The sequence below is a fragment of the Sciscionella marina DSM 45152 genome, assembly GCF_000379465.1.
GTDB classification, from domain to species: domain Bacteria; phylum Actinomycetota; class Actinomycetes; order Mycobacteriales; family Pseudonocardiaceae; genus Sciscionella; species Sciscionella marina.
On sequence record NZ_KB905414.1, the window covers coordinates 314696 to 335907 of the forward strand.

The window sequence follows — 21212 nt, forward strand, 5'->3', positions numbered from 1 at the left end:
CCCATTCATGTCCAAGAGAGATAGTTGAAGCGAGCATGCCTTTTTGATATACGTGTCTGGTGGACCTGCTTGCGCACCTCGAGGCGTATGTCGCGGTCGCCGAGGAGGGTGGTTTCTCCGCAGCGGCCGAACGGCTCGGTATCGCGCAGCCCTTGCTGAGCAGGCGGATCAAGAACCTCGAGGAATATCTCGGCGGTGCACTGTTCGATCGTTCCCGCAGGCGGATCGCGAACACCGAGCTCGCTACGCTGTTGCTTCCGCACGCCTCGGATGTGCTCGGCCGCGCCGAACACATCCGCACCCTCGCCCGGACCGCGCTCGCCACCCGGACCCCCGTGCTCGGCATGCCGCCGGACTGCGCACCCGCCGCGCTGGCCAGGGTGCTGCGCACCGGTGCGGACCGGGAGGATCCGCTCACCATTCGCGAACTGCCCGCACCGCAACGGGAAGCGGAACTGGCCGAGGGCGGGATCGCCTTCGCCCTGCTGCGGGTCCCCCCGCAGCGCTGCCGGATGCGGGTGCCGCTCGGTCTCGGTACCGCGGAACCGCGCGCCCGGCCGGTGCATCTCGACCAGTTGCGGCCGCGCAGGGCGAGCACCGAGCAGGTCCCGCGCATCCTGCTCACCCCGGAGGACGCGAGCGGATTCGCCGTCGAACGGCTGCGTAAGGCCGTCGCGCAGGCCGGGCTCGCCGAACAGTGCGTGTACACCGGCGATTCCACGTCCACCGCGGTCGCCGAGGCACTGGCCGGGAACGGCCTGCTGCTGTGCCCGGAGGCTTTCGCGCGCACCCACGAGCTGGCCTGGTCCCCGCTGGCCGATCCGGCGCTGCACCGCGGTTACACCCTCACGGCCGCGCGCGGCTCCCGGGTACCCGGCTGGCTGGAACCCCTGCTGGCCACGGTGATCGGAGCGGTCGGGGAAACCGGTGCGCCGCGACCGGAAGAGCCCGTGGACCGCGCACACCTGGCGGCGCGCGGATGACCCCGGTGTACCGGGCCAGTGCCGCCGAACTGCTCAGCACCGCCGAATCCATCGCCACCGCCTGGCAGCGGATCGGCACGAGCGGTTCCTTCCTCGCCCGCGAGCTGCACACCGGGCGGGAACTCGGGTTCGATGTGCACACCGCGCTCCCGCTCGCCTCCGTGATCAAGGTCCCGATCGCGCTGGTGGCGCTCGACCGGATCGCCGAGGGGGCCCTCGATCCAGCACTTCCGGTGACCATCGATCCCGCGGACAAGAGCGTCGGGCCGACCGGGGTTTCCGCCTTCCGCTACCCCGCCATCCTCGCGGTGGCCGATCTCGTGCACCAGATGCTGACCGTCAGCGACAACGCCAGCGCCGACGCGGTGCTCGACCTGCTCGGCCTGGACACCGTGGAAGATCGGCTCCGCGAATGGGATTGCGCCGGAATCACCGTCCGGCACCGGATGAACCGGATGTATGAGTGCGCCGCCGGGATCGCGGGCGAGAACAGCATTCTCGCCCTGGAATTGGCCATCCGCGAGGAGAGCAGCCTCGAACCGCTCGATCCCGCGCACGCCAACCTCGGTTCCGCCGCCGCGCTCGTCGAACTGCTCGAACGCATCTGGCTCGACCGCGTCGCGCACCCCGAAGCGACCGCGGAACTGCGCCGCATCATGGGCGCACAGGTGTTCACCCAGCGGCTCTCCGCCGAGCTGCGCGCCGACGCCGTCCGGGTGAGCGGGAAAACCGGGACCTTCCTGCACCTGCGGCACGAAATCGGTGTGGTGGAAACCGATTCCGGCGACCGGATCGCCGTCGCCGCGCTCACCAGATCCGACCGGCGGGCGAGCATCGCACCCGATGTGGACCTGGCGATCGGGGCGGCCGCGCGCTCGGCCTTCGAGGCGTTGCGGGGCTAAGCACGGGGCAGCCGGTGCGCGGACACGGCCCGGCCAGCGATGAGGTGTTCCGCGACGATCCCCGGCACGTCCCCAGGGCCGATTCGCCCGTACCAGACGTCATCGGGGTGCACGGCGAGTACGGGCGCGTGATTGCACGGGAACAGGCAGCCGGTCTGTGTGACGAGCACTCGATCGTCGCCGATTCCATTGTCCCGCAGGGTTTCCTTGACCGCGGCCGCAGTGTGTTCGGCTCCGTACGCACTGCAGCGCGGACCGCGGCAGACGAACAGGTGGTGCCGGTATCCGGGTACGTGTTCCCAGGCCGGGGAACACAACGGTGCGGCATCGGTGACCGGCTTGGTGGGTTCGGTGAGCAGTTCATCCAGCTCGCCGGGATCGGTGAGCACTCGTGTTCCGACGTGGATGGCGAGCGAATGTTCGTTGGTGCGTAACCAATGCGCGGCCACCCGGCGCAGCCAGGAGAGCTGCCCTGGTTCACCGTGCAGGTTCACCGGGATGAGGGTGATCGCGGTGTCCCCTGCTGCCCTGCGTTGGTCGAGCATCGTGCACAGGCTGGGCTCGCCGAGGTGCAGATAGGCCACGTGTTCGGCTATCCCGCGCAGTTTTTCGTGTTCTTGCGCGGCCCGCAGGTTGAGCCCGACGAGCACAGTCACGGATTCCATTGGATATGCGGCCTTCCGGTGATCGGATGGGTGAGCACGCGTGCCGAGACGGCGTAGACCTCGGCGAGCAGTTCCGGGGTGAGGACCTCGTCCGGGGTTCCGTACGCGACGAGCCGCCCGGCGTCGAGCACGGCGAGCCGGTCGCAGAACGCGGCGGCGAGTTCGAGGTCGTGCAGCGCGGTGAGGGTGGTGATGCCGAGTTCGCGCACCAGGCGCAGCAGGCCGATCTGGTGCGCGAGGTCGAGGTGGTTGGTCGGTTCGTCGAGCAGCAGCAGGCTCGGCTGCTGGGCGATTGCCCTGGCCAGCTGGGTGCGCTGGCGTTCCCCGCCGGAGAGGGTGGACCAGCTGCGTTCGCTCAGCTGCGCGACCTCGGTCCGGTGCATCGCCTCGCGCACGGTGTCGTCGGATTCCGTCGCGGAGAACGAATTCCGGTGCGGTGTGCGGCCGAGCGCGACCACCTCGGCCACCGTGAGCGCGAGCTCGGTGTCCGCCTGCTGGGCGAGAAAGGCGATCAGGCGCGCCCGTTCCCGGTTGCCGAGCTCCCCCACCACCCGATCCCCGGCGAGTACCCGGCCGGTGCTCGGGGTGCGCAGTCCGGCGGCGAGCTGCAACAGGCTGGACTTGCCGGACCCGTTGCGCCCGAGCAGGCCGACCAGTTCTCCTTGCGGCACGGTGAACCCGATCGCGCGCAGGATCTCCGTGCCGCGAACCGACCAGCCGAGGTCTTCGAATCGCAGTTCGGTCATCGCGCCACGTCTGCCTTGCGCCGCAACAGGATCGCGAACACGGGGACACCGATCGCCGCGGTGACCACACCGATCGGCACCTCGCGATCGGTGAGGACGGTGCGCGCGCACGTGTCCGCCCACACCAGCAGAATCGCCCCGCACACCGCGGTGAGCGGAAGCAGCCTGCGGTGTGCGGGTCCGAACAGGAGGCGAACCAGATGCGGCACCACGAGTCCGACGAATCCGATCGCGCCGGTCACCGCGACGATCACCGCGGTCATCAGGGAGGTGCCGATCATCAGTCCCCAGCGGAATCCGGTGACCGGAACCCCGAGTGTGCGGGCGGAATCCTCGCCGAAGGCGAGCGCGTCCAGCCAACCGGCGAATCCGAGTATCACCAGGATCGCGAGCACCGCGGTCACCGCGAGCCAGCTCGCCTCGGTCCAGCGCACCCCGGCGAGCGAGCCGAAGGTCCAGGAGACTATCCGCCGCGCGGCATCGGAATCCCCGCGCACCAGGACCACGAAGGAGGTGTATGCGGAGCAGAGTTGCCCGACCGCGACCCCGGCCAGCACGGTGCGCGTGGTGGCCAGCCCGCCGGTGCGGCCCATGGCGAGCAGGAAAACCAGCAATAGCGCGCTGATCGCGCCGAGAAAGGCGCCGATACCGAGGGAGGCGAAACCGCTGGCACCGAACACGATCACGGTGACCGCACCGGAGGTGCCGCCGCCGGAAATCCCGAGCAGGTACGGGTCGGCGAGTGCGTTGCGGGTCAGGGATTGCAGCACCGCGCCCGCGAGCGCGAGTCCCGCCCCGGTCGCCGCGGCCGCGACCACCCTCGGCAGCCGTAGTTGCCAGACGATCTCGTCATCGAGCACCGTGACGCCACCGGTGACCAGTCGCATCCGCCGCGCGATCACCTCGAGCACCGTGCCGACCGGGACGTGCACCGGGCCGAGCGTCACACACACCGCGAGACTGGCGAGCAGCACCAGGATCGCGGCAGCGAGCGTGAGCCACACCGCCGTGCTTCGTCCGATCATCGGGACTCGAGCCCGCGCGCCACGGTTTCCGCTCCTTCGGCGAGCCGCACCCCGGGCATCGATTCATCGAACGGGAGGATCACGAACCGGTTGTGCCGCAACGCTTCCAGTGCGCGCAGCGCCGGATCCTGGCGCAACCGCGCGATCTTCTCCTGCGCGGTGGAGAATCCGGCGTCGCTGAGCACGATCACATCGGGGTCGGCCGCGACGACCTTCTCCCAGCTCGCGTCGGCCCAGCCACCGGGCAGATCGGCGAACACGTTGCGCAGGCCGAGGGTGCTCATGATCAGTTGCGGGCCACCGTGTCCGGCACCCGCATAGGGAGCCTTGTCCCCCGAGTCGTACCAGAAAGCGGTGCGCCCCTTGCCCGGCTTGCGCTTGTCGAGCGCGGTGACCTCGGCCCGCTGCCGCGCGATCACCTGCTCGGCCTTGTCCCGGGCGCCGAAGGCCTTGCCCGTCTCGGTGAGTTCCTCGTACACGGTGGACCAGGAGAGTGCACCACGCAGTCGATCCTCCGCGCAGCCGAAGGGGGAGAGATAGGAGGGGATACCGAGCTGGTCGAGCCCGGACTGCGGGCCGATCGCGTCCTTTTCGTAGGCACTGGAGAAGGTCGCGTACACGAAGTCGGGTTTGCCGGCGAGCAGCTTCTCTTTGCTCGGATACTTCTTGGCGAGTACCGGGATCTTGGCGTAGGCGGCCTGCCATTTCGCGGGCAGCGGGTTGTCCAAATAGGACGTTCCGGCGAGCTGCCCGGAAACCCCGAGGGCGAGCGCGATCTCGGTCGCGCCCTGGTTGAGCGCGACGGCACGGCGCGGGCGGTCGCGCAGCGTCGAGGAGTGACCGCAGCTGGACACGGTGACCGGATAGCCGTTCCCGGAACCGCGTGACGCGGCACGCTCCTGCGGTGGACCGGCACAGCCCGCGAGCACGAATGCCGCAAGCAGGAAGGACAATCGGGCACGACCCGAGGCACGCATGTGAGCTCTCCCAACCCTCGTGGACACACGCGCCGTGGCAGGTCTCCTGGCTCTCGGGTCGACACCACCACACCGGCCTTCCCGGGCTCGCGCCCAGTGGCCGTCGTGCGACTCGGTGTGGTGACTCACCGATCACAGTGGCGAGGGCCGCGCCGGTCTCGCACCGGCTTCCCTTGACCACGGCTCGAGCGAGCATACCGGTTGGAGCCCACGGCAAAACGAGAGACCGCGCACATCTTCCGGTCGCGGCCGGATACGCGCACAATGATCGGGTGATCGATCCTCGGCTGCGTATGCTCCAGCTCGTCGCCCGGTGCGGGACGGTGACGGCCGCCGCGGCCGCACTGCACTACACCCCGTCCGCGGTCTCCCATCAGCTGCGCCAGCTCGCCGCCGAGCTCGGGGTGGAGTTGGTCGTGCAGCAGGGCAGAGGGATCCGGCTCACCGCGGCGGCGCACACGCTGCTCGAACACACCGAGCGGCTGCACGCGCAGGTCGAGCGGGCCCGCGCCGAGCTCGCCACGATCGGCGACGAACCGGGCGGGCGGTTCACCATGTGCGCCTTCTCCACCGCGGCGAGCAGGTTGCTCCCCGCGGCGGCCGCACGACTGCGGGACGCTTATCCGCAGGTGACCGTGCGGCTGATGGAAGCGGAGCCGAGCCGCTGCTTCGACCTGCTGCTTGCCCGCGAGGCCGATCTGGCCCTCGTGGTGGTCACGGCGCAGAATCCGCCGCTCGACGATGAGCGGTTCCAGCAGTACTCGCTGCTCGACGATCCGCTCGATCTCGTTGTGCCGGAAGGACATCCGCTCACCACCCGCCCCGCGGTGCAGCTCGCCGATGCCGCGCGGGAACCGTGGATCGTCGGCCGCCAGGAGAGCACCTACTACCAGCTGGTGCTCACCGCGTGCATGGCCGCCGGGTTCACCCCGGACATCGCGCACTATGCCGATGAGTGGGACACCGGAACCGCCTTGGTGGCCAACGGTTTCGGAGTGATCCTGGTGCCGAGGCTGGCGCGGCTACACTCCGACTGGCCGGTGGTGCGGCTACCGCTGCACGGTGAACCGGCACCGGCGCGCCGGATCCTGGCCGCGGTCCGCCAGGGCGCCGAGGCACATCCGACGGTGGCCAAGGCACTCGAGGTGGTGCACGAGGTCAGCCTTCGATGACCAGGGGCTCCTGAGGTTTCGCACAGCAGAGCAGGATCCGGTTGCGTTCGATCTCCTTCGGCCGGATCCCACCATTGTGTCGCATGTGGACCGATCCGGAGAGGAGCGTGTGCTTGCAGGTGCCGCACATTCCCTGGCCGCAGGAAAACGGCACACTGACCCCGGCCTGCTGTGCCGCGTCCAGCACGGTCTGCTCGGCCCCGCATTCGAAGCTGGCCGCGCCGAGCCGCACCGGATAGTTCACCGTGCTCGGTCCCGTCTGTTCGACGGTGAACCGTTCCTCGGTGTAGTTCCCCGGATCCGCGCCGAGCAGCGCGAGAATCTCGGTGATCCGTTCCCGGTAGCCGTGCGGCCCGCAGCAGAACACCGCGCGCTCGGTGATATCGGGGACGAGCGCGGCTAGCGATTCGGCGGTGAGGCCCGCACGCCCGTAGCTGTTCGCCACCCGGAAATTCGGGGCACTGGCAGCGATCGCGTCCAGCTCGGCGCCGAAGATCCGGTCGGCCGGGCCGCGTGCGGTGTGCAGGAACACCGCATCGGCCGTGCTGCCGAGATCGAACAGGGTCCTGATCATCGCCATGACCGGAGTGATGCCACTGCCCGCGGACAGGAACAGGTATCGTGACTCCGGCCGCGTGGTGTAGGAGAACTGTGTTGCATAGGAAAATCGCCCGAACGGGCCGCTCGCCTCGAGTGTCTGCCCGACGCGCAGTTCCTCGTGCAGGTAACCGGATCCGGCACCACCGGGATGGTGTTTCACCGTGAGCTCCAGGGTTTCCGGGCGCGTCGGCGGGGAGGCGATCGTGTAGCAGCGTTCCCCGACCGGGAGCCGCAGCATCAGGTACTGGCCGGGCCGGAACGCCAGCGCGGTATCGGGTTCGAACACGAAGGTCCGCACATCGTGGGTGGCGGGCCGGATCGCCGTGCAGCGTAACCGGAGCTCGACCGGTTCGGGGGTGTACCGGGCCTCTTCCGCGAGCAGAACGGTCATGCATGCGCTCCCAACCGGTCGAGATACCAGTCGCAGAACTGGTCGACCTGGTATTCGCTTGTGGTGTACGGGCCGGGAACATAGGCGGGGCTGCGCACTCCGAGTTGCGCGCGCTCCACGAATCCGGCGTCCTGTTCGTTCGTCCTGCGCCACACCTCGGTCAGCTGTTGCCGGTCGAAGTCGCGTCCCTCGACCGCGTCCTCGTGTACCAGCCAGGTGGTGCGCACCAGGGTTTCCCCTGCCGAGAGCGGGACGGCGGAGAAGGTGACCGCGTGGTCGCTGCACACGTGCAGCCACACATTCGGTTGCAGGTGCAGGGAAAACCGGCCCAGTCTGGGTTCGCCGATATCGCCGAGCAGTTTCGTGCAGATCACCCGGCCGTCGCTGCTGAACGACTCTCCCGCGCCGTCCATCGGTTCGCGCTGCACCCGGAATCCGCTCACTCGCCCGGACAGCTGCTCGATCAGCCGGTGCGCAAGGCCGAGCGAATCGCAGGTGTCCCGCAGCGCGGTGTCCGCGGCGACGTAGCGGTCGAACGCGGCGCGCAGGGTGGCCGGGACTTCCTCGTCGGTGTAGCCGTAGGTGGGGAACAGTGAACAGGACAGTTCCGGGTGCCCGTCGCAGTGGTAGCACTCCCGGTTGTTCTCCATCACCAGCTTCCAGTTGCCCCGTTCCACCAGGTCGATCTGCTCGATCACCGTGGCACGGTCGAGCCGGTGCGGTGCGGCGTAGCGTTCGATGATCGCGGCGACCTCGGCGAAATCCTCCGGCGGATGTTCGGCGAGGCAACAGAACACGAATCCGCCCGCCACCTGGACGGCCACCGGTTTGAGCCCGAAACAACCGGGATCGAAGCCCGGCGGCGGGGACACCGCGTGCAGCAGTGAGCCGTCGGTGCGGTAGGTCCATTTATGGTAGCCGCACACGATATTGCCGACCGATCCGCTGGATTCGGTGAGGATCCGGGCGCCGCGATGGCGGCAGACGTTGTGCATGGCGCGCACCTGTTCATCGTCGTCGCGCAGCACGATCACCGAGTACGGGCCGATCTCCACGGTGACGAAGTCGCCCGGTTCCGGGATTTCGGCCTCCGTGGTGGCCAGTAGCCAGTGCCGCGCGAAGATCGCCTCGATATCGGCGTGGAAGATCTCCGGGCTGGTGTAGAACTCGGCGGGCAGGCTGTGCCCTTTCTTGCGGCGCGCGATGAGTTCGGCGATCCGCGTGTCGACGAGCGTGGTCATTGCGATGGCGCTCCTTTCTTGGCCTCGCATGGCCCGATCGCGGTGCACAGGCGCAGCGCGTCGAGCACGGCGGCGTGGATATTGCGGCTGGTGACCGCGTCACCGATACGGAAAAGGGCGAACTCGCCCGCGGGGTTGGCCACGATGTGCTGTTCCGTTCCGGCGAGCAGCGCGGTGTGGTCGACCTCGCCGAGATTGGCGGATTCGGGAAGCAGTGCGAAATACAGTTCGTCATTGGGCAGGGTGCCGCGTTCGGTGACGACCCGGTCCACGGTGATTTCATGTTCGTGTTCGGCGTACTCGCTGCGCAGCCGGGCACGTAGCCGACCTTCGGCACGGCGGACCGCGACCAGTCGTTCGGCGAGCGTGGTGGTCACCCCGTGTTCGGCGAACACCTTCAGGTAGCCGGGGGCGATCATCGCGCCCACATCCGGGGCAAGGGCGCGTTCCGGGGTCGCGTACCGCACCCGCGCCCCGGCGTTTGCGAGCACCTCGGCCGCGTCCAGTGCCTGGTTGGCGCCGTGCTCGTCGTACACGAGCACGTCCCCGGCCGCCTGGGTTCCGCCGCTGAGCACATCCCAGGTGTCCTCGATGAGTTCGCCGCCCTCGCCGAGGAATGCCCGTGCCGGGCTGCCTCCGGTCGCGAGGATCACCGTGTCGGGCCGTTCGGCGCGGATGTCCTCGGGTTCGGCGAGCATCCCGAACCGCAGCCGCACCCCGGCCTGTTTCGCCTCCCGCACCCGCCAGTCCACGATGCCGAGCAGATCGCGCCTGCGCGGGGAGCGCGCGGCGAGCAACAGCTGCCCGCCCGGTTCCTGACCCGCTTCGAACAACACCACCTCGTGACCGCGCCCGCCGAGCACCCGCGCCGCTTCGAGCCCGGCAGGGCCCGCCCCGACCACCACGATCCGGCGCGGCGCACCGTGGATCGGGCTCAGCTCGTGCGGCAGGGTGCCTTCCCGCCCGGTTGCCGGGTTGTGCACGCATTTCGCGGCGCCGTCCGAATAGATCGCGTCAAGGCAGTAGCTCGCCCCGACACAGGGGCGGATCCGGTCCTCCTGCCCGGCGCGGATCTTCGCCACCAGATGCGGATCGGCGAGGTGCGCCCTGGTCATCCCGACCAGGTCCAGCATGCCTTCGGCGACCGCGTGCCGTGCGGTGGCCACGTCCGCGATGCGGGCGGCGTGCATGACCGGGATACCGAGCTCGCGTTTGACGGCGGCGGTGAACTCCAGGAACGGTGCGGACGGTGCGCCCATCGGCGGGATCACCCTGGCCAGCGCGGCATCGCTGTCGATCGTGCCCTTGATGGTGCTCAGGAAATCGATTCCGTCCGCCAGATAACAGCGCGCGGCGGCGAGCCCTTCGGCCAGCGGCAGCCCGCCGGCGCAGGATTCGTCCAGTGCCATCCGGATTCCCACGATGAACTCCGGCCCCACCGCGGCCCGTACCGCCGTGATCACCCTGCGCGGGAAGGCCATCCGTTCCTCGAGCGAGCCGCCGTCCGGATTGGTGCGCGGGGAAAGGAAGGAGTCCAGGAGATGCCCGTAGGACTGCAGTTCGATCCCGTCCAGCCCGGCCGCCACGCAGCGCTGTGCGGCACTGACGTAGTCCGCGAGGATCCGTTCCAGATCCCACGGTTCGGCGATCTTGGGCACGCTGCGGTGCGCGGGTTCACGCTGCGGTGAGGGGTGCACCAGCGGCAGCCAGTCCCCGGTGAAGTTGCTCGACCGCCTGCCGAGATGGGTCACCTGGCACATCACCGCGGTCCCGTGCTCGTGCACCGCATCGGTCAGCTCGCGCAGCCAGGGCACGATCTCATCGCGGTGCAGCTGCAGATTGCCGAAGGCCGGTGGACTGTCCCGGGAAACGACCGCCGAGCCGCCGATCATCGTCAGCCCGACCCCGCCGCGCGCCTTCTCCACGTGATAACGCCGGTACCGGCCCTTCGGCAGCCCGTCCTCGCTGTAGGCCGGTTCGTGCGAGGTGCTCACGATCCGGTTCGCCAGGCGCAACCGGCGAAGGTGATAGGGACGCAGCAGCGGGTCGTCTTCACGCATGCCGACCAGTGTCGGGCCAATCCGATGGTGCGGAAAAGCGAATGCTCGGCAACGGTACCGTGCAACGCCGGTACAAGATCGACAATGCCGAAATTCTCGTCACGCTCGGTCGAGGCTCGCGCGATCAGTCGCGGGGGACAGTCGTTTCGACCGCACCGTACGACCTTCCACGCGGTCCGGCAGCAGCCCCATGGCCGTGGTGCCCATGTCGAACATCGAAGACCGCACCGTGGTCAGCGGAACCGGCATGTCCCCTGCGACGGAAATGTCGTTGTAACCGATGACCGCGACATCGGCGCCGGGGCGCAGCCCGTGTTCCCGCAACGCCCCCATGCCCCCGATGGCCGCACTGTCGTTGACGGCGAAGATCGCGGTAGGACAGGGGAGCCTGGCGAGCAGTTCCGCCCCGGCCACGTCCCCGCCCTGGGTGTCGAACGGCGAGTGCAGCACGTAGTCGTCCGGGATCGGGAACCCCTCGACCTCGAAGTGTTTGCGAAACCCTCTCGTCCGCTCCACTCCGGTACTCGCGTGCGGCTCACCGGCGACAACGGACTCGAAGGCAAGGTCGCGATCATCACCGGGGCCGCCAGCGGCACCGGACGCGCGCTCGGGCTGGCCTACGCGTGAGCGGGCGCGATCAGTGTGCTCGGCTACCACCCCGGGGCGACCCCGCATCCAGTATATCGGTTCCCGGAGGCGTCAAAACCGTTCGCGAAAATCTGTGGATAACCTGGAGCGCTGTGGATAGTTTGGCATACACGAGCTTTTCTACCTCTTTGTACTTGAGCACGAAACCTAGCTTTCCGGGCATTTTCATTTGATCATTCACATTATTTTCTGCTATCATTTATTCATGAACACTGGGGATGATGAAAGTAAACTTCTGAATCGGTTGTGCGCGTATGATCGTATGCAGGCCGCTTTTGATGCCGCTGTTCTGGATCACACATATGCGCTGTGGCGTGAACAGTGTCGGCATGTCGACGATTATCCGCTGGAGTCGGTGATCGAGGAGATGCGGCTGGTGCGCAATATTCCACGCGGCCGGGCGATCGATACCGCGGAGACCGCGATCTTTCTGCACGAGCACATGCCGGAAGCACTGGCATGCATGCGCGAGGGACTGTGGAGTTTGTTTCACGCCTCGAAAGCACGGGAAATACTCGAATCCCTTCCAGGGGAAGCACTAGCGGCAGCGGATTCCCGGATCACTGAGCGGTTGCGCGATAAGGGGCGGCCTCGGGAATGGGTTCGGTATGTGCGGCATCTCGCGGACGGGCTGGCTCCGGAAGCGAAGGCTGCTCGCATCGCAGCGGCGCGGGCGAGCAGATATGTGTCGTTCCAGGACGACGGGGACGGTACCGGCACCCTGTTCGCCCGGCTGCCCAGTGAAGACCTGGCCGCCTGCCAGACACGGGTCGACAAGATCGTGCGCTCATTACGCGGGCGTGGCGACTCGCGCACCCTCGACCAGCTCCGCGCCGATGTGGTCACCGACCTGTTGACCGGGCGCGACCAGCATTCTGGGGTTCGGGTCGTACTCAACGTCCACGTCCCACTTGGCGTCGCCCTCGAAATCAGCGAGGAGTACTGCCGCATCAACGGACACGGTGAGATACCCGCCCACACGGCACAAGCCATGCTCGCCGATCCGCGCAACGCGGTCCGTAAAGTCCTCACCGATCCAGACACCGGCGTCATCCGCGGCCTGGGACGACGCCGGTACCGGCCCAGCAACCGACAACGCGAATACGTTCGCCTCCGCGACCAACACTGCAAGGCCCCCGGCTGCTGCCGACCCATCGCGGAGATCGATCACATCCAAGCCTGGGCCGAGCAGGGCACAACAGACCCGCACAACCTCCAGGGCCTGTGCCGACTTGACCACAAACTCAAATCCGTCCCCGGCTGGCACCACACACTCGACCACCGCACCGGCGAACTCGAAGTCACCACACCGAGCGGACACACCTATCGCAACGACATGGCCGATGATGCACACGATGAGGGTCTATCGCGATAGCGGTTCACCGCCCGCGTTCGTCAGCAGGTTTCGGCGACTGGGAATCGGTCGCGGTGGGTCGCGCAGAGTTCCCAGATGGCATTCCGCACGCTTTCGTCCAGAACGGCGTCCGGCCACCGGGTGGGGATGATCCTCTTGTCGAAGTAGGTACTGCTGGTTTCCCGGACCACGGGACCGGACGCGCGATAGACGCTGGATCGGGTGGCCTCGAGCAAGGTCCGGTGGTCGTACCTGACCGGCATCGCGAGACGCAGCACGATCGGACATGCGAGACGCGGGCAGGTGTCGATGGTGAGGCTCTTGTTCATCGCCGTTACGAGGCGGCCCCCGTGCCCGAGCCGGGGCCGGGCCAGCTGCTTGTCCGGGTGCACGCGGTCGGCGTCAACCCTCCCGACTGGTATACGCGCGAGGGCATGCCCGACGTGCCGGCCGAGCTGAAGCCACCGGTCGAGCTGCCCCTGATTCCGGGGACCGACATCCCAGGCGTCCTCGCGGCGACCGGTGCCGGCGTCGAGGGCTTCGCGTCGGCGACGAGGTGTTCGGCCTGCTGAACTTCCCGCTCTCCTTGCAGGGCAACGCCTACACCGAGTACGTCGCCGCGTCGGCGGCGGACTTCGCGCACAAACCGGCCGGCGTCGACCACGAACACGCCACGGCCGTGGCCATGTCGGGGCTGACGGCGTGGCAGTTCCTGATCGAGCTCGGCCACGACTTCCCCTCGCCGTTCCAGCACGCCCAGCACCGCCCGATGGCGCTCGGCGCCGAGAGCACGGTCCTGGTCAACGGCGCCGCGGGCGGCGTCGGGCACCTCGCGCTACAGCTCGCCAAGTGGCAAGGCGCCCTGGCCATCGCCGTCGCGTCCGGCGTCCATGAAGCGTTCCTGCGTGACCTCGGCGCCGACGAAGTCATCGACTACACAACGGACCGCTCTGAGGAGGTCACTCAGGATGTCGACCTCGTCCTGGATCGCGTTGGCGGACCGCAGAGTAAGCGCTTCCTCAAGACGGTCAAGCGCGGCGGCTCCCTTCACCCGGTCTACTTCGGCGAGTTCGACGACGAGGAGAACGCGAGGCTGGGTATCACGGTGACGGCCGCGCAGGTCCGATCGAGCGGCGCGCACCTGGTCAAGATCGGCTGCCTGCTCGAAGACGGTACCCTCCGCGTCGCGATCGACAGCGGCTTCCCGCTCGAGGACGCCCAGGCCGCGCAGGACCGAGCAGCGCGGGGCACCTCCAGGGCAAGATCGTGCTCACCGTCGCATGAGCCCGGCAGAGCGGCTCGCCCTCCACGAAACGCCCCATCGCCGGACGCGAGGCGATCCTGGAGTTCCCGCGTAGGCCGCGGAAACCGGGCAGCGGCGGCACCACCCGACCAACGTCGTCACCCGTAAGAGACACGCCCTACCCGAAGGCCTCCGCGAGCCACCAGGCCCCGCCGTCCTCGGCGATCTTGGCGTCCACCACGAGCGGCCCGCCCGGCCCGGCAGCGAGCCAGCCCCGCACCGCGTCCAGGTCGCTGCGGGCACGCACGGTGACCCCTTCGGCGCCGAATCCGCGCGCAATGGCGGCGATGTCGGTGTCCGGGAACCGCACGGTGTCCAGATCGGATCCACCACCGCTGTGCCCGTTACCGCTGTGTCCATTACCGCTGTGTCCATTACCGCTGTGCCCCTTGCCGAAGTGGTGCACCTCGGCACCATAGGCGGCGTCGTTGTAGACCATGATGAGCATCGGGATCCTCAGTCGCACCACGGTTTCCAGTTCGGCCACGGCCATGTGGAATCCACCGTCGCCGAGCGCGGCCACCGGGATGCGGTCCGGGCGGGCGAGTGCGGAACCGATCGCGGTGGCCAGCCCGAGCCCGATCGACTGGAAGGCTTGGGTGAAACAGAAGCCGTATTCGTCGGGTACCCGCAGATACGCGCTGGGATATCCCATGAAGTTGCCGGAGTCGATGGACACGATGCGCTCGGCGGGCAGTAGTTCGTCGAGCGCGATGCTCAGGGTGCGCGGATCGATCCGGCCCGCCGCGGTGATCTCGGGATACGGTTCGGCGCCGACCCAGCCGCTCTCCGCGAGGCGCGCGCGGATCTCCTCGGTGCGGTACCCACTCGCCCGGTGGCCGCGCGCGCCGAGCTCGGTACGCAGATCCGCGCAGGTGCTCACCACATCTCCGAGCACCGCGAGCGCCACCGGGAAGTACGCGCCGAACGCCGACTGTTCCACGTCGACATGCACGATTTCAGCTTGCGCGCCAAGCAGTTTGCCGTGCCGTGTCGTCCAGTTGTTCAGCGCGGCACCCCAGCCGACGATCAGGTCGGCCTCCGCGATCAGTTCCGCGGTGAGCGTTCCGGAGAATCCGCCGGAAATCCCGAGCGCGAAGGGATCCCCGGTGAAGAGCCCGTTCGCGACGGCCGAGGTGGCCAGCAGGGCACCGCTTTCCTCCGCGAGCGCGCGCAGTCCCGCCCCGGAACCACGCGCGCCCCGCCCGGCGATGAACACGGGCCGGTCCGCCGCGGCGAGCAGATCGGCGAGGGCGGTGACCGATTCCGCCGCCGGGCGGACGGATTCCGGGGCGGCCACGGTATTCGGCTCCGGTTCGGGCACCGATCCGGCCTGCACATCGGTGGGCACGCTGAGCACAACGGTGCGGCGCTGCTCGAGCGCGGTGCGGCAGGCGCGAACGGTGTCCGCCTTGGCGCTCGCGACCGAGTGCACGCGTTCGGCGACCGCACCGACCGCGCGCACCATGGCGTCCTGATCGATGCGGAAATTCGAGCGGACCGCGGAATCGGGCGTGTCCGCGGTGAGCACGAGCATCGGGGTCCTGCTCTTGGCCGCTTCACCGATCCCGGTGACCGCATTGCTGAGCCCGCAGCCCTGATGCGTGGTCACGACCGCGAGCCGTTCGGTCATCCGCGCGTACGCATCGGCCATCGTCGCCGCACCCATCTCATGGCGCGCCGCGGTGAACGGAACCCCTTCGGACCGCAAGGCGTTCGTCAGCGCGAAATTCCCGCTCCCGATCACGCCGAATGCCTGCCCCGCACCGGATCCGGCGATCACCCGGGCGATCAGTTCCGCGACGTTCATGCCCGCCCCACCAGGGCGAGCGCGCGCGCCGGGCTCCCGGAACCGCCCACGATCGGCAGCGGGCTCACCACCACGACGGCACCGGTCGCGGGAACCCGGGAAAGGTTCTGCAATTGGGTGAGGCCGTATTTCCCGGCACCGAGCAGCAGATCGTGGCAGGGAAACGGCGGATCGAGTTCGAACCCGCGTCCGGCATCGGTGCCCACGGTCTCCACCCCCACCCCGGCGATCGATGATTCGGCGAGATAACGCGCGCATTCCGGGTCGATTCCCGGAGTGTGCGAACCGTTCTCGTCGCTGTTCAGGAATTCCTCGGTGTCTCCGGACCGCGCGTCCCACCCGGTCCGGTAGAGCAGCCAGCCGCCTTCGGGAAGGGCGCCGTGCTCCGCCTCGAATGCGTGCACATCCTCGGTGGTGAGCAGGAAATCCGGATCCGCGGCCGCTTTCCCGGACACGTCCAGCACGACCGCGGGCCCGACCATGGAGCCGAGCGGCATTCCCGCGATGTCCGTGCCGTCCTTCCCGGAGTACCAGTGCACCGGCGCGTCCACATGGGTACCGGAATGCTCACTGGTGTGGATGTTGTTGTGATACCAGCGAGGTCCGCGGTCGTCGTAGCGGCTGACCTCTTCGAGCTCGAAGCCGAGCGTATTGGCGAACGGTTCGGGAAGCCGGAGGATCGGCGTCCCGGAATGCAACCGTGCGGTGAGGTCCACGACCTCGACGGAGCCGCCACGCAATGCGGCGGACAGTTCGGTCAACACCGACATGGACAGCCTCCAGTTCTCATACCGTGCCGACTTCCGGGCGGGGAACCCGGATGCCTTTCGCCTCGAGCCGGGGAATGACCTCCGCGGCGAAGAATTCCAGCTCCGTCACATAGTCCACAAAGGACAGCGTCATCCCGGAAAGCCCGGCGTGGGCATACCGTTCGATCTCCGTGGCCACCTCGTCCGGGGTACCGATCAGTGGGCAGGTGCCGTGCCCGGCGGCGAACCGGGAACGGAAGGTGGCCAGCATGTCCTCGGTGAACGACTGCGCATGCATTCCCTGCAGCCGCATGAGGTTGTCCACGGCTTCCCAGTCCGCGTACTCCTCGGCGTAGTAGTGCAGATATTCCCGCGCCTCCGCGTGGCTGGACCGGCAGACCACGTGCGCGGGCGACATCACGCCGACCTCGCGGCCGTATTCGGCGCGCGCGGACTCGGTCAGCTCGGCCACCACGCGCTCCCCCTCGGCCGGATCCGCGATGATGGTGAACACGAAATTCGCGTTGCATGCGGCGAACGCGCGCCCCTGCTTGCTCGAACCGGCATTGAGGATCGGCAGGCTCGACTGCACCGGTTTCGGCATGGATTCCACGCCACGCAGGGAAAAGAACCGGCCGTCCAGGTCGAAGCGGCCCTCCCGGGTCCACAGTGCACGGACATGGTCCCACCATTCCTGGGCCATGGCGTACCGGTCGTCGTGTTCGCTTGGCAGCGTCACACCCATCGCCTCGTACTCGGGCTGATTCCATCCCGCGACGATGTTCAGCCCGGCCCTGCCCTCGCCGATCTGGTCGACGGTGGCCAGCTGTTTGGCGCTCACCACGGGATGATTGAACGCGGTGTGCACGGTCGCGAACACCACGATGCGCCGGGTGCTCGCCAGCAGACCTGAGGCCCACGGGATCGGTTCGAGCACCCCCTCGTGAAAATTCGTCTCCCCGCCGTAACCGATCCAGCGCGCGATCGGCAGGATGAAATCGATCCCCACCCGGTCGGCCAGCCGGGCAAGGCGCAGGTTGTCCGGCCAGCTCGCGCTCCACCGCTCGGGAATTCTGGTCACCGCGAGTCCACCGGTGCAGTTCGGGGAGAACAGCCCGAGCTTGAAGTCCCCGCCATCGCTGAGCGCGTTATCCATACCGGCTCCTTCGTAGCGCTATTGCGTAACGATGACCGTCGTCACTGTTCCGTATTATCGGCCGCGCGTCAACGCCGTGGCAACCAGATGCCCCGAACCGCCACCGAGTCCGGGGCCGGGATGTGTCGCGGCCCCGATGTGCCACAGCCCGCGCACCACCCCGGTGTGCCGCGCGGCCGAGGGCACTGGCCGCCACAACAGGTTCTGGTCCAGTTCCGCCGAGCCACCGTAGGGATCCCCGGCCACGGCATTGCGGTTCGCGGCGAGCAGATCGGGCGGGGCGAGCACATCCATGCCGAGCACCTGCGCGCGCAGCCCGGGAGCGTGCACCGCGATCCGGTCGAGCACCCGCCCGGCGTAGGCGTGCGCGAGTGCCGGCGTCCACGGTCCCGCCTCCAGTTCCCCCGCCGCGTCCCCGCGCACTTCCCAGGGCACCTCCTGCAGTTGCAGCCACAGGCTCGCCGCGCCCTCGGGTACCCTCCCGGAATCGAGCACGTACTGCTGCCCGACGACCACGGTCGGCTCGCCGGGCAGCAACCCGGCCTCCGCCTGCGCGCACGCGATACCGGTACTCGCCGCGCCGTCGGAGATGTGGATCAGCGGCGCACGCCCGAGCAGTGCCTCGCGCCAGCGCGGCGGACCGGAGAGCGCCACATGGATCTGCATGGCCGCGCGACCGGGGCGGTACCGCGCTGCCTCGGTCCGTACCGCTGCGGGAACCTCGTGCGGCGCAAGCAGTTCACCGTAGAGCGCGCCCGGGCCGACCGAGGCGAGCACCGCGCGCTTCGCCCGGATCGTCTGCCCGGCGACCCGCACCCCGATCGTCCGCCCGCGCCTGGTCAGGATGCGGTCCACCGGGCTCGCGCACCGCACGTGCACCCCAAGCGTGCCGAGCAGACCGGTGAACGCCTCGATGAATCGCGCAGCCCCGCCTTCCACAAGTGGCATCCCGGTCCCATGCAGGGTCGCGGCGAGCACCGGGAGCATGAACCCGCCGGAGGCACTGTCCGGGGCGAGCCCGGCATGCAGCAACCACGGGGTCCAGAGCCGGTCGACCTCCCAGCCGTCGAACTCCCTACGCAGCGCGGCGCGGCCGCTACTGGCCACATCCCGGAGCAGCCGTTCGGCACGGCCCGGCCTGCGCAGCAATGGCGCGGCGGTGCGCAGTGCGCGCAGCGAACGCAGTTCCCGGCCGAGCAGCGCGCCCGCGATCGGTGCCACCTCGCCGAACCGCTCGAGCATGGCGAGGTAGGCCTGCCGGTCGCGGGGCTGTTCGAACCCGGCGGCGGTGCGTTCCGGGTCGCGGTGGGCGAACACCGCCTGCCCGTCCGCCCCGACACTCGCGGTGATCAGTCCCTCGGTGTTGCGATAGCGCAGCCCGTGCGCGTGCAACTCCTCGCCGAGCGCGGCATAGGCGGGCCCGGACACGAAAAGTGGATGCCACGAGGAAAACGTGTCGTGCACATAACCGGGCAGGGTGCGCTGCTCGCTCGCGATGAACCCACCGATCCGCTCATTCGCCTCGAGCAGGGCGACCGACCAACCGGCCTTCGCCAGTTCGGCGGCCGCGACCATTCCGTTGATCCCCGCCCCGATGACGACCGCGTCGAATTCACTCACGGCCGCAAAGCTATCCGAACGCCGTGTTACTCGGAAGGCAGTGCGGCCCGGGAATCGCCCATTCCGGCCAGCAGGTCCCCGTGTTCGGCGAGCCGTTCGCGCACCTGCCGCGGCCCGAATGCCAGCGGTTCGCCACGTTCCACCTCGGTCCAGCGCAACGGGGTGGACACGGCGGGTTCCGGGCGGGCGCGCAGCGAATAGGCCGCGATCGTGGTCTTGGCCGGATTGTTCTGGCTCCAGTCGATGAACACCCGCCCGGGGCGCACCGCCTTGGTCATGGTCGCGGTGATCAGCTCGGGATGGCGCCCCGCGAGGCGTTCGGCGAGCCGTTTCGCGTACCGCGAGCTCTGCTTCTCCTCGGTGGCCGTGACCGGGACATAGAGCTGCATCCCTTTGGAACCGCTGGTTTTCGGGTACGCGCAAAGTCCGTCCTCGGCCAGCGCGTCGCGTAGCAGCACCGCGACCCGGCAGCACTCCACGATGCCGGCGGGCGCGCCCGGATCGAGGTCGAACACCAGCTGATCCGGCAGCCGCGTGCCCTCCCCGATCCGCCACTGCGGCACATGCAGTTCGAGCGCGGCGAGGTTGGCGGCCCAGACCAGGGCGGGCAGCTCCTCGAGGAACACGTACTCGGCCGTACCGCTGCGGGTGGGGATCCGCGCGGTGCGTACCCATTCGGGAGCGTGGCGTGCCGCGTGCTTCTCGAAGAAGCCTTCCCGGTCCGCGCCGTCCGGGAACCGCATCAGGGTCACCGGGCGTTCGGCGAGCCGTGGCAACAGGGCCTCGGCCACCGCGACGTAGTAGTCCAGCACATCGCGTTTGGTGAACCCGGTGTCCGGATAGAGCACCTTGTCGAGATTGGAAATGCGCAGTACACGCCCGCCGACGGAGACCGGAATATGCTCCGAGCCCATTACCCGAACTCCTTTTCCCTCGGCGCTGACCTGCGATAAAGGGTATCGTTTCGCAGGAAAGGGCACGATCATCGAGGCGAGAAGGGCGGGTGCACCCCCATGCGGTCGATGTGGAAGGGCACGGTCTCGTTCGGCCTGGTCGCCATTCCGGTGCACCTCTACGCGGCCACCGAGAGCAAGACACCCTCGTTCCGGCAGGTGCACGCCGCGGACGGCGGGCGCATCTCCTACCGGCGCACCTGCTCGGTCGACGGGGCCGAGGTGCCCTACAGCGAGGTCGCGAAGGGGTACGAGGCCGAGGACGGTCAGATGATCGTGCTCACCGACGAGGACCTGGCCAAGGTTCCGGTGCCCACCACCAAGGCGGTCGACGTGGTGGAGTTCGTCCCGCTCGAATCCATCGACCCGATCTACTTCGACAAGAGTTACTACCTCGAACCGCAGAAGATGGGCATCAAGCCCTATCTGCTGCTGCGCGACGCCCTGCACAAATCCGGCCAGGTCGCCATCGCGAAGATCGCCATCCGCAACCGCGAATCACTCGCCGTGCTCCGGGTGCACGCGGACGTGCTGGTGCTCTCCACCATGTTGTGGCCGGACGAGGTGCGCAAACCCGAGTTCGACTTCCTGAACGAGCAGGCCCCGGAGATCCGCCCGCAGGAACTGACCATGGCCGGCTCGCTGATCGACTCGATGGCCGACGAGGTCTTCGACGCGCGCAAATACACCGATGCCTACCGCGAGGCGCTCGAAGCGGTGATCGAGGCCAAGATCGAGGGCCGCGAGGTCACCGAGACCGAACAGCAGCCGACCGAACAGGTCGTCGATCTCATGGCCGCGCTCTCGGCCAGTGTGGACGCCGCCAAGCAGCAGAAGAAGGACGATCAGGACTAACC

21 protein-coding genes and 1 riboswitch are annotated in these 21212 nt (G+C 68.4%); of the genes, 7 read left to right on the plus strand and 14 right to left on the minus strand.

The genetic code is table 11. The annotated features are described in order from the left end of the window. The first annotated feature begins 59 nt into the window (after positions 1-59). On the plus strand, positions 60-983 hold the full coding sequence (locus A37U_RS0131295) for a LysR family transcriptional regulator (RefSeq protein WP_020500626.1): 924 nt from the start codon (positions 60-62) through the stop codon (positions 981-983). After that, complete coding sequence (locus A37U_RS0131300; protein WP_020500627.1) at positions 980-1885, plus strand: serine hydrolase; 906 nt, start codon at positions 980-982, stop codon at positions 1883-1885. The genes A37U_RS0131295 and A37U_RS0131300 overlap by 4 nt, the downstream gene beginning before the upstream one ends. Here A37U_RS0131300 and A37U_RS0131305 read toward each other — a convergent pair. Genes A37U_RS0131305 through A37U_RS0131320 form a run of 4 tightly spaced genes read right to left on the minus strand, consistent with a single transcriptional unit; the run spans position 1882 to position 5298 of the window. Further along, positions 1882-2541: a (2Fe-2S) ferredoxin domain-containing protein gene (locus A37U_RS0131305; protein ID WP_026197793.1), complete on the minus strand. Its 660-nt coding sequence runs from the start codon at positions 2539-2541 to the stop codon at positions 1882-1884. The two genes, A37U_RS0131300 and A37U_RS0131305, sit on opposite strands and share 4 nt — an antisense overlap. Further along, the gene (locus tag A37U_RS0131310) at positions 2538-3296 is read right to left on the minus strand and encodes an ABC transporter ATP-binding protein (protein WP_020500629.1); all 759 of its coding nucleotides are present in this window, start codon (positions 3294-3296) and stop codon (positions 2538-2540) included. The genes A37U_RS0131305 and A37U_RS0131310 overlap by 4 nt, the downstream gene beginning before the upstream one ends. Continuing rightward, positions 3293-4321: a FecCD family ABC transporter permease gene (locus tag A37U_RS0131315; RefSeq protein ID WP_020500630.1), complete on the minus strand. Its 1029-nt coding sequence runs from the start codon at positions 4319-4321 to the stop codon at positions 3293-3295. The genes A37U_RS0131310 and A37U_RS0131315 overlap by 4 nt, the downstream gene beginning before the upstream one ends. Beyond that, positions 4318-5298: an ABC transporter substrate-binding protein gene (locus A37U_RS0131320; RefSeq protein ID WP_020500631.1), complete on the minus strand. Its 981-nt coding sequence runs from the start codon at positions 5296-5298 to the stop codon at positions 4318-4320. The genes A37U_RS0131315 and A37U_RS0131320 overlap by 4 nt, the downstream gene beginning before the upstream one ends. A gap of 19 nt (positions 5299-5317) precedes the next feature. Then, positions 5318-5495: riboswitch (cobalamin riboswitch) on the minus strand. A 75-nt stretch (positions 5496-5570) separates the two neighbouring features. On the opposite strand from A37U_RS0131320, the gene A37U_RS0131325 reads away from it, so the two are divergent. Further along, positions 5571-6470 carry a LysR family transcriptional regulator gene (locus A37U_RS0131325; RefSeq protein ID WP_026197796.1) on the plus strand — a complete coding sequence of 300 codons (900 nt, stop codon included), beginning with the start codon at positions 5571-5573 and terminating at the stop codon, positions 6468-6470. Here A37U_RS0131325 and A37U_RS46285 read toward each other — a convergent pair. The 4 genes from A37U_RS46285 to A37U_RS46290 form a co-directional block, all read right to left on the minus strand. Then, positions 6457-7461, minus strand: a complete 1005-nt coding sequence (locus A37U_RS46285; RefSeq protein WP_020500633.1) for a flavin reductase family protein — start codon at positions 7459-7461, stop codon at positions 6457-6459. The genes A37U_RS0131325 and A37U_RS46285 overlap by 14 nt on opposite strands. Then, complete coding sequence (locus A37U_RS0131335; RefSeq protein WP_020500634.1) at positions 7458-8702, minus strand: aromatic ring-hydroxylating oxygenase subunit alpha; 1245 nt, start codon at positions 8700-8702, stop codon at positions 7458-7460. The genes A37U_RS46285 and A37U_RS0131335 overlap by 4 nt, the downstream gene beginning before the upstream one ends. Continuing rightward, a complete protein-coding gene (locus tag A37U_RS0131340; RefSeq protein WP_020500635.1) occupies positions 8699-10762 on the minus strand; it encodes an oxidoreductase in 2064 nt (687 codons plus the stop codon). Before A37U_RS0131340 ends, A37U_RS0131335 begins: the two co-directional genes overlap by 4 nt. A 99-nt stretch (positions 10763-10861) precedes the next feature. Next, entirely contained in the window at positions 10862-11278 is a 417-nt protein-coding gene (locus tag A37U_RS46290; RefSeq protein ID WP_020500636.1) for a substrate-binding domain-containing protein, read from the minus strand. 301 nt (positions 11279-11579) lie between these two features. On the opposite strand from A37U_RS46290, the gene A37U_RS48745 reads away from it, so the two are divergent. Continuing rightward, the gene (locus tag A37U_RS48745; protein WP_157183133.1) at positions 11580-12785 is read left to right on the plus strand and encodes an HNH endonuclease; all 1206 of its coding nucleotides are present in this window, start codon (positions 11580-11582) and stop codon (positions 12783-12785) included. Between the two features lie 20 nt (positions 12786-12805). Here the strand turns inward: A37U_RS48745 and A37U_RS52735 are convergent, their stop codons facing one another. Beyond that, on the minus strand, positions 12806-13093 hold the full coding sequence (locus tag A37U_RS52735; protein WP_020500639.1) for a hypothetical protein: 288 nt from the start codon (positions 13091-13093) through the stop codon (positions 12806-12808). 21 nt (positions 13094-13114) lie between these two features. Between A37U_RS52735 and A37U_RS54050 the strand changes: the two genes are divergently transcribed. Continuing rightward, positions 13115-13336 (plus strand): alcohol dehydrogenase catalytic domain-containing protein, encoded by a 222-nt coding sequence (locus A37U_RS54050; RefSeq protein WP_240437730.1) that lies wholly within the window; start codon positions 13115-13117, stop codon positions 13334-13336. Then, a complete protein-coding gene (locus A37U_RS46305; protein WP_240437731.1) occupies positions 13321-14175 on the plus strand; it encodes an NADP-dependent oxidoreductase in 855 nt (284 codons plus the stop codon). Before A37U_RS54050 ends, A37U_RS46305 begins: the two co-directional genes overlap by 16 nt. A 10-nt stretch (positions 14176-14185) precedes the next feature. Here the strand turns inward: A37U_RS46305 and A37U_RS0131360 are convergent, their stop codons facing one another. From A37U_RS0131360 to ligD, 5 genes are read right to left on the minus strand one after another with little or no spacing between them, the layout of a single operon-like run. Beyond that, positions 14186-15877, minus strand: coding sequence for a thiamine pyrophosphate-binding protein (locus A37U_RS0131360; RefSeq protein ID WP_020500640.1), 1692 nt, complete (start codon positions 15875-15877; stop codon positions 14186-14188). Continuing rightward, complete coding sequence (locus A37U_RS0131365) at positions 15874-16647, minus strand: cyclase family protein (RefSeq protein WP_020500641.1); 774 nt, start codon at positions 16645-16647, stop codon at positions 15874-15876. The genes A37U_RS0131360 and A37U_RS0131365 overlap by 4 nt, the downstream gene beginning before the upstream one ends. Positions 16648-16663: 16 nt before the next feature. Continuing rightward, positions 16664-17782 (minus strand): LLM class flavin-dependent oxidoreductase, encoded by a 1119-nt coding sequence (locus tag A37U_RS0131370; protein WP_020500642.1) that lies wholly within the window; start codon positions 17780-17782, stop codon positions 16664-16666. A gap of 54 nt (positions 17783-17836) precedes the next feature. Next, positions 17837-19402, minus strand: coding sequence for a phytoene desaturase family protein (locus A37U_RS0131375; protein ID WP_020500643.1), 1566 nt, complete (start codon positions 19400-19402; stop codon positions 17837-17839). A gap of 26 nt (positions 19403-19428) precedes the next feature. Beyond that, entirely contained in the window at positions 19429-20316 is an 888-nt protein-coding gene (gene ligD / locus A37U_RS0131380; RefSeq protein WP_020500644.1) for a non-homologous end-joining DNA ligase, read from the minus strand. Between the two features lie 99 nt (positions 20317-20415). On the opposite strand from ligD, the gene ku reads away from it, so the two are divergent. Continuing rightward, a complete protein-coding gene (gene ku / locus A37U_RS0131385) occupies positions 20416-21210 on the plus strand; it encodes a non-homologous end joining protein Ku (RefSeq protein ID WP_020500645.1) in 795 nt (264 codons plus the stop codon). The last annotated feature ends 2 nt before the right edge of the window (positions 21211-21212 follow it).

Excerpts from the sequence above, each read along its gene's own strand:
- A37U_RS46285 (WP_020500633.1), bottom strand. The coding sequence starts at position 7,461 with ATGACCGTTCTGCTCGCGGAAGAGGCCCGGTACACCCCCGAACCGGTC.
- A37U_RS0131340 (WP_020500635.1), bottom strand. The coding sequence starts at position 10,762 with ATGCGTGAAGACGACCCGCTGCTGCGTCCCTATCACCTTCGCCGGTTG.
- ligD (WP_020500644.1), bottom strand. The coding sequence starts at position 20,316 with ATGGGCTCGGAGCATATTCCGGTCTCCGTCGGCGGGCGTGTACTGCGC.
- A37U_RS0131365 (WP_020500641.1), bottom strand. The coding sequence starts at position 16,647 with ATGTCGGTGTTGACCGAACTGTCCGCCGCATTGCGTGGCGGCTCCGTC.
- ku (WP_020500645.1), top strand. The coding sequence starts at position 20,416 with ATGCGGTCGATGTGGAAGGGCACGGTCTCGTTCGGCCTGGTCGCCATT.
- A37U_RS0131300 (WP_020500627.1), top strand. The coding sequence starts at position 980 with ATGACCCCGGTGTACCGGGCCAGTGCCGCCGAACTGCTCAGCACCGCC.
- A37U_RS0131360 (WP_020500640.1), bottom strand. The coding sequence starts at position 15,877 with ATGAACGTCGCGGAACTGATCGCCCGGGTGATCGCCGGATCCGGTGCG.
- A37U_RS0131315 (WP_020500630.1), bottom strand. The coding sequence starts at position 4,321 with ATGATCGGACGAAGCACGGCGGTGTGGCTCACGCTCGCTGCCGCGATC.
- A37U_RS0131335 (WP_020500634.1), bottom strand. The coding sequence starts at position 8,702 with ATGACCACGCTCGTCGACACGCGGATCGCCGAACTCATCGCGCGCCGC.
- A37U_RS0131320 (WP_020500631.1), bottom strand. The coding sequence starts at position 5,298 with ATGCGTGCCTCGGGTCGTGCCCGATTGTCCTTCCTGCTTGCGGCATTC.
- A37U_RS52735 (WP_020500639.1), bottom strand. The coding sequence starts at position 13,093 with ATGAACAAGAGCCTCACCATCGACACCTGCCCGCGTCTCGCATGTCCG.
- A37U_RS0131370 (WP_020500642.1), bottom strand. The coding sequence starts at position 17,782 with ATGGATAACGCGCTCAGCGATGGCGGGGACTTCAAGCTCGGGCTGTTC.
- A37U_RS0131310 (WP_020500629.1), bottom strand. The coding sequence starts at position 3,296 with ATGACCGAACTGCGATTCGAAGACCTCGGCTGGTCGGTTCGCGGCACG.